This is a genomic window from Streptomyces sp. NBC_00210 (assembly GCF_045160975.1).
GTDB lineage: Bacteria > Actinomycetota > Actinomycetes > Streptomycetales > Streptomycetaceae > Streptomyces.
Window position 1 is genome coordinate 6394845 of the sequence record NZ_CP108120.1, and the last position, 15118, is coordinate 6409962.

At 70.6% G+C, this 15118-nt stretch carries 13 protein-coding genes and 3 pseudogenes; 7 read left to right on the plus strand and 9 right to left on the minus strand.

Translation table 11 applies throughout. The features are described 5' to 3' along the window. Positions 1–251 precede the first annotated feature (251 nt). A pseudogene (locus OG729_RS28865) lies at positions 252–478 on the plus strand (endo alpha-1,4 polygalactosaminidase); the annotation flags it as partial. A gap of 6 nt (positions 479–484) precedes the next feature. Here the strand turns inward: OG729_RS28865 and OG729_RS28870 are convergent. Then, positions 485–1300: an adenosylcobinamide-GDP ribazoletransferase gene (locus OG729_RS28870; RefSeq protein WP_405808789.1), complete on the minus strand. Its 816-nt coding sequence runs from the start codon at positions 1298–1300 to the stop codon at positions 485–487. Positions 1301–1325: 25 nt separating this feature from the next. Here OG729_RS28870 and OG729_RS28875 point away from each other — a divergent pair. Continuing rightward, a pseudogene (locus OG729_RS28875) lies at positions 1326–2072 on the plus strand (hypothetical protein); the annotation flags it as partial. A 236-nt stretch (positions 2073–2308) separates the two neighbouring features. Here OG729_RS28875 and OG729_RS28880 read toward each other — a convergent pair. The 4 genes and pseudogenes from OG729_RS28880 to OG729_RS28895 form a co-directional block, all read right to left on the minus strand. Continuing rightward, positions 2309–2953: pseudogene (locus OG729_RS28880) on the minus strand (hypothetical protein); the annotation flags it as partial. Further along, positions 2950–4725, minus strand: coding sequence for a phosphatidylglycerol lysyltransferase domain-containing protein (locus OG729_RS28885; protein ID WP_405808790.1), 1776 nt, complete (start codon positions 4723–4725; stop codon positions 2950–2952). The gene OG729_RS28885 and the pseudogene OG729_RS28880, both read right to left, overlap by 4 nt. Positions 4726–4799: 74 nt before the next feature. Beyond that, on the minus strand, positions 4800–5870 hold the full coding sequence (gene cobT, locus OG729_RS28890; protein WP_360867368.1) for a nicotinate-nucleotide--dimethylbenzimidazole phosphoribosyltransferase: 1071 nt from the start codon (positions 5868–5870) through the stop codon (positions 4800–4802). 54 nt (positions 5871–5924) lie between these two features. Further along, positions 5925–7124: a bifunctional adenosylcobinamide kinase/adenosylcobinamide-phosphate guanylyltransferase gene (locus tag OG729_RS28895; RefSeq protein WP_405808792.1), complete on the minus strand. Its 1200-nt coding sequence runs from the start codon at positions 7122–7124 to the stop codon at positions 5925–5927. Between the two features lie 98 nt (positions 7125–7222). On the opposite strand from OG729_RS28895, the gene OG729_RS28900 reads away from it, so the two are divergent. Then, on the plus strand, positions 7223–7429 hold the full coding sequence (locus tag OG729_RS28900; RefSeq protein WP_360866491.1) for a hypothetical protein: 207 nt from the start codon (positions 7223–7225) through the stop codon (positions 7427–7429). A 218-nt stretch (positions 7430–7647) separates the two neighbouring features. Here OG729_RS28900 and OG729_RS28905 read toward each other — a convergent pair whose 3' ends face one another. The 3 genes from OG729_RS28905 to OG729_RS28915 form a co-directional block, all read right to left on the minus strand. Further along, a complete protein-coding gene (locus tag OG729_RS28905) occupies positions 7648–8694 on the minus strand; it encodes a S1C family serine protease (RefSeq protein WP_405808794.1) in 1047 nt (348 codons plus the stop codon). Positions 8695–8915: 221 nt separating this feature from the next. After that, positions 8916–9650 carry a methyltransferase domain-containing protein gene (locus OG729_RS28910; RefSeq protein ID WP_360867365.1) on the minus strand — a complete coding sequence of 245 codons (735 nt, stop codon included), beginning with the start codon at positions 9648–9650 and terminating at the stop codon, positions 8916–8918. Positions 9651–9709: 59 nt separating this feature from the next. After that, positions 9710–10306, minus strand: coding sequence for a DUF3043 domain-containing protein (locus tag OG729_RS28915; protein WP_360866485.1), 597 nt, complete (start codon positions 10304–10306; stop codon positions 9710–9712). A 293-nt stretch (positions 10307–10599) separates the two neighbouring features. On the opposite strand from OG729_RS28915, the gene OG729_RS28920 reads away from it, so the two are divergent. The 4 genes from OG729_RS28920 to OG729_RS28935 all read left to right on the plus strand — a co-directional run bounded on the left by OG729_RS28920 (position 10600) and on the right by OG729_RS28935 (position 13783). Further along, complete coding sequence (locus OG729_RS28920; RefSeq protein WP_405808796.1) at positions 10600–11391, plus strand: PspA/IM30 family protein; 792 nt, start codon at positions 10600–10602, stop codon at positions 11389–11391. Positions 11392–11420: 29 nt separating this feature from the next. Then, positions 11421–11699 (plus strand): hypothetical protein, encoded by a 279-nt coding sequence (locus OG729_RS28925; protein ID WP_405808798.1) that lies wholly within the window; start codon positions 11421–11423, stop codon positions 11697–11699. 180 nt (positions 11700–11879) lie between these two features. Beyond that, entirely contained in the window at positions 11880–13100 is a 1221-nt protein-coding gene (locus OG729_RS28930) for a sensor histidine kinase (RefSeq protein WP_405808799.1), read from the plus strand. Beyond that, positions 13097–13783, plus strand: a complete 687-nt coding sequence (locus tag OG729_RS28935; protein WP_360866473.1) for a response regulator transcription factor — start codon at positions 13097–13099, stop codon at positions 13781–13783. Before OG729_RS28930 ends, OG729_RS28935 begins: the two co-directional genes overlap by 4 nt. 80 nt (positions 13784–13863) lie before the next feature. Here the strand turns inward: OG729_RS28935 and nadA are convergent, their stop codons facing one another. Beyond that, a complete protein-coding gene (gene nadA, locus OG729_RS28940) occupies positions 13864–15054 on the minus strand; it encodes a quinolinate synthase NadA (protein ID WP_405808801.1) in 1191 nt (396 codons plus the stop codon). Between the last annotated feature and the right edge of the window lie 64 nt (positions 15055–15118).

The window sequence follows — 15118 nt, forward strand, 5'->3', positions numbered from 1 at the left end:
ACGGATCGACATCCCGCGCCGGACAAGAGCCTACGCTCGGTCACCTGGCCCGCTCACGGCGGCGTTAATTCACTCGTCAGTGGCGTCTCTCTCACGTTCGGCGCCGATCTACGAGACTTCAGTGGCACGCGTACCCTTCCGCACGCCCTGTGAGACGCGTATCGCTGCCGTTCGCGCTGCTCCTGCTCGTCCTGGCGGGCTGTACAACACAGCAGGACGAGGACAGGTCATCTGCTATCTCTCCACCGGCGCGCATCGACATGTGCCGCACCAAGGGCTTCGACGCGGTCGAGCCGGACAACATGGACGGGTACGCCAACCGCACCGGCTTCCCCGTCACCGCCGCCGACCAGCTCCGCCACAACCGTCTGATCGCCGGCCTCGCGCACGACCGCGGTCTTGCGGTCGGCCGGCCCGTCGGCTGCAGCTCAGCTCGATGCTGAAGAAGTACGAGCTCGGGGTGTGGCGCAGGCCCTGCCAGGGCCTAGCCGAGCACCAGGGCGATCAGCGCAGCCGTCGCCGCCGCCTCGGCCAGCGCGCCGAACACGTCGCCGGTCACGCCGCCGAACCGGCGGACGCAGTGGCGCAGCAGGAGTTGGGCCGCACCGAGGCCGGCCGCCACAGCCAGCGCGTGATGCGCCGCCGCGTACCCGCCGAGCAGCGCGCCCGCCCCCGCGCAGCCCGCGGTGACCAGGGCGGCGACGGCGAGAGAGGTGCGTACGGGAACGGACTCCGCGACCGCCGCGCCCAGGCCCTCCGGGCGGGCCGCCGGGACGCCGGTGCGCGAGGCGAGAGTGAGGGCGAGGCGTGCGGTCACGCCCGAAACCACCGCGCCCAGCGCGCCGTACGCCCAGCCCCGGCCGTACAGCTCGGCCACCGCAGCGACCTGGGCGAGCAGCACGAACAGCAGCGTGATGACCCCGAACGGACCGATGTCCGACTGCTTCATGATCCGCAGCGCATCCTCCGCGGGTTTGCCGCTGCCGAGCCCGTCGGCGGTGTCGGCGAGGCCGTCCAGATGCAGGCCCCGGGTGAGGGCGGCGGGGACGGCGACGGTGGCGACCGCGGCGAGCAGCGGGCCCGCGCCCAGCAGCGCCGGCACACTCCCGGCGGCCGCCGCCACGAGGCCGACGACCAGGCCGGCGAGCGGCGCGCTGAGCATTCCGGCGCGTGCCGCGTCCCGGTCCCAGCGCGTCACGCGGACGGGGAGCACGGTCAGGGTGCCGAAGGCGAAACGTATGCCGTTCAGTGGGAGCACCGGCGAAGGGTAGCCCGGCCCGACTGACGGTAAATTGCGCATAACGCGCGAATCGGGAGCGGGTGGCATGGGTCACTGGTTTTACCGCAACATCATCGAGCCGGGAAAGCTCCCGATGCTGCTCGCGCTGGCCTCCTTTGTACTCACCTTCCTGATCACCCGAATGGTCACCCGGCTGATCAGGGCAGGCAGGGGGCCGTTCAAGAACGTCACGCCGGGCGGCATGCACATCCACCATGTGGTCCCCGGCATCTTCCTCACCGTCATCGGCGGCTTCGGGGCGGTCGGCAGCAGCCGGTACGGCCCCGCGGCGGCGGTCTGCGCGATCATCTTCGGCATGGGCGCCGGCCTCGTCCTCGACGAGTTCGCGCTGATCCTCCATCTCGACGACGTCTACTGGACCGAGCAGGGCCGTCAGAGCGTGGAGGTGGTGGTGCTCGCCGCGGCTCTGGCGCTGCTGGTCCTCAGCGGCTTCTCGCCGCTCGGTGTCAACGAGGTGAGCCCCGACGAGCGCCAGGACCGTGCCTCGCTGCTCCTCACTGTGGCGATCAACTTCCTCCTGGTACTCATCACGATGTTCAAGGGCAAGCCACGGATGGCCCTGATCAGCGTTCTGGTGCCGTTCGTGGCGATCTTCGGGGCCGTCCGGCTGGCCAGGCCCGGCTCTTTCTGGGCCCGCCGCTTCTATCGCAACCGGCCCAAGGCCCGCGCCAAGGCGGGGCTGCGCGCCTTCCACCACGACCGGCGCTGGAACCGGCCCCGGCACAAGTTTCAGGACCTTATTGGCGGCGCGCCCGACCGGCCCGACGCGCCCGACCGACCTGACGTACCTGGGCCTGACGTACCCGGGCCCGACGCGCCGCCCGACCGACCTGACGTACCCGGGCCTGACGCGCCGCCCGGCCTGCCCGATGCACCAGGGCGTGACGTACCCGGGCCCGATGCGCCCGACCGGCCTGACTCACCCGACCGGCCTGACGCACCCCGGCCCGATGCGCCGCCCGACCGGCCCGCCTCGCGCGACGGCTGAAGCCGGTGCCGCAGGCGCCGCCGGCGGCGCAGCGTCGAGAGCCCGATCACCGCAAGCACCGCGGCGATCGCCGCCAGATGCTCCTTGCCCGCCAGATTGTTCTTCACCAGCACCTCGACGATCATCGACGCGATCACGAGAGACATCGTGAGCCGGGCCCGGTAGCGCCAGCAGACGAAGACAGCGAGGCCGACGACCGCCGCAGAGGGGCCGGTGTCGACGATCAGGGCATCCGACGCGGGCAGCCCGAAGACGCCGTCGGGGCCGAGCGAGATGCCGATCCGCGCGCACGTCGTACCGGCCAGCGTCGACGCGTACGCGATCACCAGCGTCCGGTACCGGCCCAGCGCGATCTCGGCGATGCCGAACACCAGCAGGATCTGCGCCAGCGCGCCCCACACCGGCAGATCCAGCGCCGGTACGAACAGCGAGAGCGGGGTGCGCAGCAGGGCGACCCAGAGCGGGTCCTCGGCCTTCACGAAGCCGATTCCGCGGACCGGGCCGAAGCCCCAGGACTGGTTCTGGATCAGCTGGAAGAGCGCTGTGAGGCAGACCGCCCCGAGCGTCATCGGAAGGGCCCGCCACTTCTTGGTGACGAGCGCCTTGCGCAGGGTCGCGTACAGCGGTCCCCACTCGCGGCGCGCGAACGCCCTCACCCTGTTCAACGCTTGGTCTCCAGGTGTCTGCGGTGCAGCCACTTGGGCAGACCGGGCGCCTCCAGGAAACCCTCGGCGCGGCCCGCGGCGACGCCGATGCGCAGCAGGTCGGCGCTCTTTTCGAAGAGCATGAAACGCGGCTCCCAGATCGGTCGGTACTTGGCGTTGGCCCGGTAGAGGGACTCGATCTGCCACCAGCGGGAGAAGAAGCTGAGGAGTGAGCGCCACAGCCGCAGCACCGGACCGGCGCCGAGCTTCGAGCCACGTTCGAAGACCGATCTGAACATCGCGAAGTTCAATGAGACCTGAGTGATCCCGATCTCCTTTGCGCGCTGCAGGAGTTCGATGACCATGAACTCCATGAGGCCGTTCTCGGAGTCGCGGTCGCGCCGCATCAGGTCGAGCGAGAGCCCCTTGGGACCCCAGGGCACAAAGCTCAGCACCGCCCGCAACTCGCCCTGGCCGTCGGTGCATTCGAGCATCACACAGCGGCCGTCACCGGGATCTCCGAGCCGCCCGAGCGCCATCGAGAAGCCGCGCTCGGTGGCCCCGTCGCGCCAGTCGTCGGCCCGCGCCAGCAGGACGTCCATCTCCTCGGGCGGGATCTCCTCGTGGCGGCGGATCCGTACCTCGTAGCCGGCCCGCTTGACCCGGTTGTAGGCCTGGCGCACGGTCCGCATCGCGCGCCCGTCCAGGGTGAAGTCGTCCGTCTCTACGATCGCCTCGTCGCCGAGCTCCAGGGCGTCCAGGCCGTGCCGCGCATAGATCGTGCCGGCCTCCTCGCTCGCCCCCATCACGGCCGGGATCCAGCCGTGTTCGCGGGCCTTTGCGAGCCAGGGATCGATCGCGCCGGGCCAGGCCTCCGGGTCGCCGAGCGGATCGCCGGAGGCGAGCGAGACTCCGCCCACCACCCGGTAGGTGACCGCCGCCTTCCCGGTGGGGGACCACACGACGCTCTTCTCCCGGCGCAGCGCGAAGTAGCCGAGCGAGTCGCGGTCGCCGTGGCGCTGGAGCAGGACGCGCAGTCTCTCCTCGTCGTCCTCGGTGAGCGGGTCGACCGCGCGGCGGGAGCGGAAGGCCGCGTACAGCACGGCGAGCAGCAGCAGCGTGGACAGGACGTTGATGGTGACGTTGACCCAGCCGGGCGTGCTGATCCCGGCGAAGCCGGAGTCGTCGGCGGCGAGCGACACGAGCCGCATCACGCCGTAGCGCCAGCGCTCCAGGAAGGTGGACTGGCCGCCCGAGGTGTTGGTGACGGTGACGAGTATGGCCGCGAGCAGCGAGGTCAGCAGCAGCCCGCCGATCCCTACGGCCGCGGCCAGCTTGGGGTTGGCGCGGTCGCCCTTGGCGTAGAACTCCCGCCGCCCGAGCAGCAGCGCGAGCACGAAGGCGGCGGTCAGGACGAGCGAGATCCAGTTCTGTGCGTGCTCCCTGATGGCCGGGTCGACGGCGACCGCGAGGACGAAGAGCAGCAGAAAGAGCCCGGCCAGTACGGAGTTGAGGATCCACGCGGCCCGCTTGCGGCGACGCATGGTGATCGCCAGGAAGAGCGTGAAGACCCCGGAGGCGAAGCCCGCCGTCAGCAGATACGGCGTGAAGAAGTCGTCGATGTTGTGCCGCCGGAGATCCTGCCCGAAAGAGACCCATACGGCGCTCAGGAGATTGATGAACGCCACCGCGCGCAGGTACCAGACGGCGAATGCCGCGCTGCGTCGTGAGCGGACGGTGCTTCGGCTCGTACCCCGGCCGGCCTCTTCGCTGGACAAACGGACCTCTCCCATGAAACGCGATGATATGGGGCATCTCGCGTCATGATGGGCGAGGTGCGGCGGCCTGTGGCGGCCGCACCCACGCGTCAGTCCGTGTCGCCCTCCACCGGCTCCACCGGCTCGGTACGCTCCGGCAGTTCGGCCGCGAGCGCGGCCGAAGCCTGCACGAGGGGGAGTGCGAGCAATGCCCCGGTTCCTTCGCCCACAGTGACGCCGTGATCGAGCAGGGGGTTGAGCGCCATCCGGTCCAGGGCCTTGGCCTGCGCCGGTTCGCCGCTCAGCTGGCCCGCCAGCCACCAGTCCGGCGCCCGGAACGCCGCACGCTGCCCCACCAGGGCACACGCCGCCGAGACCACCCCGTCGAGGATCACCGGCATCCGGCGTACGGCGCTCTGCAGCAGGAAGCCCGTCGTCGCGGCCAGATCCGCGCCGCCCACCGTCGCCAGCAGCTCCAGCTGATCGCCGAGCACCGGCCGGGCCCGCCGCAGCGCGTCACGGATCGCCGCGCACTTGCGCATCCAGGCCAGATCGTCGATGCCGGCGCCGCCGCGGCCGGTCACCACCGAGGCGTCCGTGCCGCACAGGGCGGCGATCAGGGTCGAGGCCGGTGTGGTGCCGCCGACGCTCAGATCGCCGAGCACGACCAGGTCGGTGCCGGAGTCGGCCTCCTCGTCGGCGACGGCCATGCCCAGGCGTACGGCTGCCTCGGCCTCCTCCACGGTCAGCGCGTCCTCGACGTCGATACGTCCGCTGCCCCGCCGCACCCGGCGGCGTACGACATCCTCGGGCAGCAGCTCGGGGTCGCAGTCCAGAGAGGCGTCGACGATCCGCACCGGTACGCCCATCCGGCGGGCCAGTACGGCGACGGGGCTCGCGCCCTCCAGTGTGGCGCGCACCAGCTCGTGCGCGGAACCGGACTCCCGGCCGGAGACGCCCAGTTCGGCCACCCCGTGGTCACCGGCGAACAGCACCACCCGCGGCTGCTCGATCGCCTTGACCGGTACGGAGGCCTGCGCGGCGGAGAGCCACTCGCCCAGCTCGTCCAGTCGGCCGAGGGAACCGGGCGGGACGATCAGCCGCTCCCGGCGTTCCTCGGCGTCACGCCGCATGCCGCTGTCGGGGCGCTCGATCAGATCGGAGAAGTCGTCGAGATTCAGCCTGCTCATTCGCCGAACAGTACCGGCAGCGGTGTCGCCATAGGGCAGCGCCCGTCAGCTGCGCAGCGCGAGGGCCTGACCGGCGACGACCAGGAGCAGATGCTCGCACTCCTCGGCGAAGGCGGCGTTGAGGCGGCCGAGTTCGTCGCGGAAGCGCCGGCCCGACGCGGTGGCGGGCACGACACCGGAGCCCACCTCATTGGTCACAGCGACGACGGTGCGCTGGGTCTGCCGTACGGCCTCGACCAGTTCGGCGACCCGCTCGTGCAGTGCGCGCTCGCCGTGCGCCGCCCACTTGGCGTCGTCCCAGGCGCCCACCCGGTCCATCGCGTCGGTGAGCCACAGGGACAGACAGTCGATCAGCATCGGCGGTCCGTCCTCGGCAAGGAGAGATACGAGGTCGCAGGTCTCGGCGGTACGCCAGGAGCCCGGCCGGCGCTCGCGGTGCCGCCGGACGCGGGCCGACCACTCGGCGTCCCCGTCCCGGCTGCCGCCCGTCGCGACGTACAGCACCTCGGGGAAGGACTCCAGGCGCCGCTCGGCCTCGAGGGACTTGCCCGAGCGGGCGCCGCCGGTGACTAGGGTGCGGCGGGGGAGATCCGGTACGGCGTGGTACTCGCCGACGATCAGCGTCGTGCCGTCGGGCACGGCCCGCGCGCCGGCGGCCGCAAGGCGGCGGGCGAGCTCGGGACCACCGGGGACGTCGTGGTCCAGGTGCACCGCGACGATGTCGGTGGTCGAGCCGATCGCGCCGGAGGCACGCAGCCGGGCGATGCCGTCCGGCCGTCCGACGACATCGCCCACGACCATCTCGTACGCGGCGAGGCCCTCTGCGAGGCCCGCGGGCGCGGCGCCCGGCGGCATGTACAGCAGCCGCTCGCCCTCCGGCGACGTCACCTCGTACCCGGTACCGGGGTGGTCCATCGGCATGGCCCGCACCCGGTGCCCACTGATCAGCGTCAGCTCCTGCCCGTCCGGCACGCGCCCGGCCGTGGGCAGCCCGGCGGGCAGATCCACGGCCGGCCCGTCGTGAGGATGCGTCAGCAGCACCTGCCGTACGCCGACGAGGGAATGCCCGGACCGCGCTGCGGCGAGCGCGGCGCCGGGCGTGAGGTCGAGCAGCAGGGCCCCGTCGATGAGCAGCGCGGTGGCCGCCCGCGCATACGGCCCGCGGGCCGTGGCGCAGACGGCGCAGGGGCAGTCGGGGCGGGGCAGTCCGGCGGGCCCGCCGGTGCCGAGCAGAGTCAGTTCCACGCCTCTGATCCTCCCGCGTCACCGCGGGCGGTGCGCGCCCGGATACGCTGCGGGCAGGATAGTGATCAGCTGGTGGCCCCTGGGAGTGGGAGGCGGACATGGCATGGACGTGGCGTTTCGAGAAGTCCGACGGCACGGAGGTCCAGCCGGCGGTGCAGCCGGAGGAGTTCACGACGCAGGGTGACGCGGAGTCCTGGATCGGCGAGTACTGGAAGGACTTGCTCGAAGGCGGCGCGGACCAGGTGGTGCTGTCGGAGGACGGCGCGAAGATCTACGGCCCGATGAGCTTGAACGCGGAGGGCTGACAGCCGGGGGGCACGGGTTCCACGAGGTCCGCGCCGCGGGACGGCCCGCACGGCGTCGGGTCCGCGGCCAGTGGGGTCCCCGTGCCCCTGGCTGTTTCCGGCCGCGGGTGCGTGGTTTCCCCCGGCCTGCCTGCGGCGCGAACCTGCCGCTTCCCGGGGGCGGGGCGTCAGCCCCACCGGGCCTCGCCCGCAGGAAACAACCCCCCGGCCCCCGCCGCTCAGGCCTCGCCCAGCGTCACCTCGACCCGACCCTCCTCACCACCCCGCAGATACGTCACCGCCACCTTCTCGCCCGGGCTCGCCGACGCCAGCGCCTCCGCCAGTGACATGACTGACGTGATCTCCGTCGAGCCCAGCTTCGTGATGATGTCCCCCGGCCGGATACCCGCCTTCTGCGCCGGGCCCCCCTTCGCCACCGACACCACCGCTACCCCCGACGGCTGGTAGCTGTCGTCCAGGACCGTCCGCGCCGTGATGCCCAGCGCCGCCCGGCCCGAGTGCGTGACCTCGCCGTTCTTGATCATCTGGTCCGCGATCGACTTCACCGTCGAGACGGGGATCGCGAAGCCGATGCCCGTCGCCACACCGCCAAGTCCCGGGTCCACCGCCTCCAGCGTCGGAATCCCGATGAGCTCGCTGTCCAGATTCACCAGCGCCCCACCACTGTTGCCCGGATTGATCGCCGCCGACGTCTGCACCATGTTGCTGATCGTCGCGCCCGTCCCGCCCCCGTCCTCGCCCTCGCGCACCGTGCGGCCGACCGCCGAGACGATGCCCTGCGTGACGCTGCTGGACAGACCCAGCGGCGAACCCATCGCCAGCACGATCTGCCCGACCTCGACCTTCGACGAGTCACCGAGCTTCGCCGCCTTCAGACCCTGTGGCACCTTGTCCAGCTTGATGACCGCCAGATCCTGCTCCGGGTAGGAGGACACCAGCTGTGCTGTCAGCTCCAGCTCACCCGTCGCCACGGTCACGTTGAAGGATTTCTCGGCGCCCACTACATGCGCGTTGGTGACGACATGGCCCTTGTCGTCGTAGACGACGCCCGAGCCGATACTGTCGCCCGCCTGGATCTGGACGACCGACGGCAGGACGTTTCTGATCACCTTCTCGTAGTCGGCCTCCAGATCGTTGGCGGCCTTGGGCGCGGCCTGCGGCGACGCGGATTCCTTCGGTGAGCCCGTGCACCCGCCGAACAGGGCAGCCGCGCAGACGGCAGCGGTCACAGGCATCAGTACACGGCGTACGAGCGATGCGTCCATGTCCGGAGTATCCCTATTTGCTCCGCGACATAGCCCGTTTTTGCTGCGAAATGGCCTCTGGTAGACCCCGATCAGTGGGGTGCGCAGCAGCAGGACGCGGCTTCTCGTTCGCTCTTTCGGTGGATTTCCCGGCGGCGTCCGAGCCGCGACCCGGGTTCAGTACCCAGCCGCGTCACTCATCCGCGCCACTCCAGCCGCGCAGCTCGGTCGTGTCCCGCAGCTCAGCCGCGTACGCCGCACAGATGCAGCAACGCCGCCACCCGCCGGTACGGCTCCGTGCGACCCGCACGGTCCTCCGCCGCCAGCAGCCGCTCCAGTTCGGCCGCGGCCGGCAGCTCGCACTCCACGGGCACGTTGTCCGTGAAGACCCGCACCCCGTACCAGGCGTGCAGCGGCGCCGCGATACCCGCCAGCGTCGCCGTCAGCGCATCCAGACGGTCGGCCCGCACCGGCAGCCCGAGCCGATTGGTGTACGTGTCCGAGTCGAAGGCGGCCAGTGCGCCCGTCCAGTCCCCGTCCAGCGCCGGCCGCATGGCCAGCGCGTCCCCGTTCCGTACGAGCAGCGAGAGCAGCCCGCCCGGCGCCAGCATCCTGGCCAGGCCCGCGAGCATCGCGTCCGGCTCCGGGACATACATGAGCACGCCGTGGCAGAGCACCACGTCGAAGCTGCCCGGCAGAAAGTGCACCCCGGTGTCGCGGCCGTCACCCTCGATCAGCCGGACCCGCTCGCGGATCCCGGCCGGCTCGGTGGCGAGCGACTCACGGGCCACCCGGAGCATGTCCGGTTCGGACTCCAGGCCTGTCACCGTGTGCCCGGCCCGGGCCAGGCGCAGCGCCTGGGTGCCCTGGCCCATCCCCACGTCGAGTATCCGCAGCCGCTGTCCTACCGGATAGCGGGCGGTTATCTGCTCGTCCAGCTGTCGGGCGACGAGCTCCTGGCGGACGGTGTTGCGCAGTCCACGGAGCCCGGCAAGCCACTCGGCCGAAGCACCTCCGAAACCGGAGATCTTCGTGCTCAGGGCCGCTCTCCGCGCTTGACCTGCGGCTTGGGCAGCCGGAGGCGACGCATCTGGAGCGTACGCATCAGGCCGTAGGCGACCGCACCACGCTTGGACTCGTTCGGGAAGCGCTCGTTCAGCTGCCTCTTCAGGCGGAACGCCAGGCCGATCGAGTCGACGACGATCAGGACGATCACACCGAGCCAGAGCAGCAGCGCGATGTTCTGCAGCGAGCCCACCCGGACCATGCTCAGGACCAGGATCACCACCGCGAGCGGCAGGAAGAACTCGGCGATGCAGAAGCGCGAGTCCACGAAGTCGCGCACGAAGCGGCGGACCGGTCCCTTGTCGCGGGCCGGCAGATACCGCTCGTCGCCGCTGGCGAGCGCCTCGCGCTGCCTGGCCATGTCCGAGCGGCGGGCCTCGCGCTGGCGCTTCGCGGCCTCCTTGCGGTCGACCGGCGCGCTGGAGGCACGGCGACGCTGGGTCTGTGCCTCACTCCGCTTCGGCGTGGGGCGGCCCTTGGGGGCCTCGGGGTCGCGGGGATGCTTGGAGAGGTCCAGCGGCACCTTGTCGGTGGGGGACTTCTCTTCCTTGGAACGGCTACCAAACACAAAGCCCAAGGGTACGGGGTGGAACGCAGGGACGGGGCACCGCCCGGGAACGATCGCGCAACACCGTGCGTCTGTAGAAGGACAGAACCCGGCCGCAAGCCGGACAGAGCGGACGTTGCCCGTGGATTCCCTGATGGCCACCTACTCCTTGCGCCGGATCGGGGCCGTTGTCAGTCGTCCTTGGGGATGAGCGCATCCGCGCTCGAACAGTGCGGTAATGGATGCAAGGCCCGTACTGTGGGTTCTGTTGGAGTGCTGAAGCTGAGTCCGTCAGAAGGGGGCGCGCGAAGCCCATGAGCGGTGTCATGAAGCGTATGGGGATGATCTTCCGCGCGAAGGCAAACAAGGCCCTTGACCGGGCCGAGGATCCGCGCGAAACCCTCGATTACTCGTACCAGAAGCAGCTGGAACTGCTCCAGAAGGTGCGCCGCGGAGTCGCCGATGTGGCGACCTCCCGCAAGCGGCTCGAGCTGCAGCTGAACCAGCTGCAGGGACAGTCCACCAAGCTGGAGGACCAGGGCCGCAAGGCGCTGGCGCTCGGCCGTGAGGACCTGGCGCGCGAGGCGCTGTCCCGCCGCGCCGCGCTGCAGCAGCAGGTCACCGACCTCGAGACACAGCACCAGACGCTGCAGGGTGAGGAGGAGAAACTCACCCTCGCGGCCCAGCGGCTGCAGGCCAAGGTCGACGCCTTCCGCACGAAGAAGGAGACCATCAAGGCCACGTACACCGCGGCCCAGGCGCAGACCCGGATCGGCGAGGCCTTCTCCGGCATCTCCGAGGAGATGGGCGACGTCGGCATGGCGATCCAGCGGGCCGAGGACAAGACCGCGCAGCTGCAGGCCCGGGCCGGCGCGATCGACGAGCTGCTCGCCTCCGGTGCGCTCGACGACCAGTCCGGGATGGCGAAGGACGACATCGCCGCCGAGCTGGACCGCATCTCCGGTGGTACTGATGTAGAGCTGGAGCTGCAGCGGATGAAGGCCGAGCTCGCGGGCGGCTCGACCTCGCAGCAGGCCATCGAAGGCGGCTCCGGCCAGCAGGACGCGGCCGGGCAGCAGAACACCCCGAAGTTCGACAAGCAGTGACAGGCAGCGACAAGCAGTAGGGACTCGTCATGATCGTACGGATCATGGGGGAGGGTCAGCTGAGGCTGGCGGACAGCCACCTCGCTGAGCTGAACAAGCTCGACGACGAGCTGCTGGCCGAGATGGAGAGCGGTGACGGCCCGGGCTTCCGCCGCACGCTCCACGCGCTCCTGGGCAAGGTCCGGGAGCTCGGCGAGCCGCTTCCGGACGACTCCCTGGAGCCGTCCGAGCTGATTCTCCCGACTCCGGACGCGACTCTCGAGGACGTCCGGGCGCTGCTCAGAGACGACGGCCTCATCCCCGGCTGACGTCCGCACTCCCTGCGGGTCGACCTCCGCACTCCAACAGACAGAACGCCCCGCCCCGGATGATCCGGGGCGGGGCGTTCTGCCGTCATCTGCTGTGCTCGCGCATGTGCTTGCGCATGTGCTTGCGCATGTACGCGCGCATGTACGCGGCTTTCGCGGCACGCCGTACCGTTGCTCGATGTGACCTCACTCGCCACCGGGTTCGCCCGCACCCAGCGCTGGCTCCGCGCGCATCCGCTGGCGCTGGACGGCGCACTCGCGGCGGCCGTGCTGATCTGCATGGTCGTCGGCTCCTTCGCGGACCCGAACGGGCGGCACGGGCCGGAATTCGGGAGCCGGACCCCTCAGCTGCGCAGTGTGCTGCTGATGGTCCCGGCGGCCGGCGCGCTCGTCTTCCGCCGCCGCAACCCGCTGGCGGTGCTCGTCCTCACCGGCGCGGTCTCCGTCGTCGAACTGGTCACCGGAGACCCGCCCGCCCCGGTCGCGATGAGCGCGGTGATCGCGCTCTATACGGTCGCCTCCCGCACCGACCGGCCCACCACCTGGCGGGTCGGCCTGCTCACCATGGCGGTGCTGACGGGTGCCGCGATGTTCTTCGGCTCGCCTCCCTGGTACTCCCAGGAGAACCTCGGAATCTTCGCCTGGACCGGAATGGCGGCGGCCGCGGGCGATGCCGTACGCAGCCGTCGTGACTTCGTCGGCGCGATACGTGAGCGGGCCGAGCGCGCCGAACGCACCCGTGAGGAGGAGGCCCGCCGCCGGGTCGCCGAGGAGCGGCTGCGGATCGCCCGCGATCTGCACGATGTGGTCGCGCACCACATCGCCCTGGTCAATGTGCAGGCGGGTGTGGCGGCCCATGTCATGGACAAGCGGCCCGACCAGGCCAAAGAAGCCCTCGCCCATGTGCGCGAGGCCAGCCGCTCGGCCCTCAACGAACTGCGCGCCACCGTCGGCCTGCTCCGCCAGTCCGGCGATCCGGAGGCCCCGACCGAGCCGGCGCCCGGCCTCGAAGTCCTCGAGGAGCTGGTCATCACCTTCCGGCAGGCAGGTCTGCCGGTGGAGGTGGCCCGCGCCGACGACGGCATCAGGCTGCCGGCGGCCGTCGACCTCGCGGCGTACCGGATCATCCAGGAGGCGCTGACCAATGCGCAGAAGCATGCGGGCCGCGACGCCAAGGCCGAGGTGAGCGTGATCAGGGTCGGCCCGACCCTGGAAGTGACCGTGCTGGACAACGGCGCGGAGCCGCAGGGGCAGACGGTCGGTGGCGGCCACGGTCTGCTGGGCATGCGCGAGCGCGTCACCGCGCTCGGCGGCACCCTCACCACCGGTCCCCGCTACGGCGGCGGCTTCCGCGTACAGGCGATACTGCCGCTCAAGACACGTACGGGGGAGGACAGATGACGATCAGGGTGCTGCTCGCCGACGACCAGACGCTGCTGCGCAGCGCGTTCAAGGTGCTGGTGGACTCCGAGCCCGACATGGAGGTCGTCGCGGAGGCCGCGGACGGTGCCGAGGCGGTCGACCTGGCCCGCTCGGCCAAGGCCGATGTCGTCCTGATGGACATCCGTATGCCCGGTACGGACGGGCTCGCCGCGACCCGCCTGATCAGCGCGGACCCCGAGCTGTCCCAGGTACGGGTCGTCATGCTGACCACCTTCGAGGTGGACGAGTACGTGGTGCAGTCGCTGCGGGCCGGGGCGTCGGGCTTTCTGGGCAAGGGCGCGGAACCGGACGAACTGCTGAACGCCATCCGTATCGCAGCCGCGGGTGAGGCGCTGCTCTCGCCGGTGGCGACCAAGGGCCTGATCGCCAAGTTCCTCGCGCAGGGCGGCACTTCGGACGACGGGCAGGAGTCCAAGGCGTACTCCGAGCGGCTCGCCGCGCTCACCGGGCGCGAGCGCGAGGTCCTCGTCCTGGTCGCGGGTGGCCACTCCAACGACGAGATCGCCGAACAGCTCGCGGTCAGTCCGCTGACCGTCAAGACCCATGTGAACCGCGCGATGGCGAAACTGGGTGCCCGCGACCGTGCCCAGCTGGTGGTCATCGCGTATGAATCGGGCCTGGTTCGTCCAAGGGTGGAGTAAGTACCAGGGTGGAGTAAGTACCAGGGCGGAGTAAGGGGCACCCGCAACTGCGGGTGCCCCTTACCGACAGACCGGACGCGCTACGGCAGCGCCAGCATCCGCTCCAGCGCCAGCTTCGCGAAGCTCTCCGTCTCCTTGTCGACCTGAATCCGGTTCACCGGATTCCCCTCCGCCAGCGACTCCAGCGCCCACACCAGGTGGGGCAGGTCGATGCGGTTCATGGTCGAGCAGAAGCAGACCGTCTTGTCGAGGAAGACGATCTCCTTGTTGGGGTGCGCGTTCGCGACCCGGCGGACCAGGTTGAGCTCGGTGCCGATGGCCCACTTGGAGCCGGCCGGGGCCGCCTCCAGCGTCTTGATGATGTACTCCGTCGAGCCGACGTAGTCCGCCGCGGCCACGACCTCGTGCTTGCACTCCGGGTGCACGAGGACGTTCACGCCCGGGATCCGCTCGCGTACGTCGTTCACCGAGTCCAGCGAGAAGCGACCGTGCACCGAGCAGTGACCGCGCCAGAGGATCATCTTCGCGGCGCGCAGCTGCTCGACGGTCAGCCCGCCGTTCGGCTTGTGCGGGTTGTACAGGACGCAGTCGTCGAGCGACAGGCCCATCTCACGTACCGCGGTGTTGCGGCCCAGGTGCTGGTCCGGCAGGAAGAGCACCTTCTCGCCCTGCTCGAAGGCCCAGTCCAGCGCGCGCTTCGCGTTCGACGAGGTACAGATCGTCCCGCCGTGCTTGCCGGTGAAGGCCTTGATGTCCGCCGAGGAGTTCATGTACGAGACGGGCACGACCTGCTCGGCTATGCCGGCGTCGGTCAGCACGTCCCAGCACTCCGCGACCTGCTCGGCCGTCGCCATGTCCGCCATCGAGCAGCCCGCCGCCAGGTCCGGCAGCACGACCTTCTGGTCGTCGGAGGTCAGAATGTCGGCGGACTCCGCCATGAAGTGCACACCGCAGAACACGATGTACTCGGCCTCCGGCCGGGCCGCGGCGTCCTTGGCCAGCTTGAAGGAGTCGCCGGTGACGTCGGCGAACTGGATGACCTCGTCGCGCTGGTAGTGGTGGCCCAGGACGAAGACCTTGTCGCCGAGCTTCTCCTTGGCCGCGCGGGCGCGCTCCACCAGGTCCGGGTCGGACGGGGACGGCAGGTCGCCGGGGCACTCCACGCCGCGCTCGCTCCGGGGGTCGGCCTCACGGCCGAGCAGCAGCAGGGCGAGCGGCGTCGGCTGGACGTCGAGCTCAGGGCGGGCTTGGGCGGTGGTCACGTCACGCACCCTTTCTCTTCTTCAGAGGTACTTCTCGTCTATTTGACGCTATCTATCATAACTGCTTCACGTC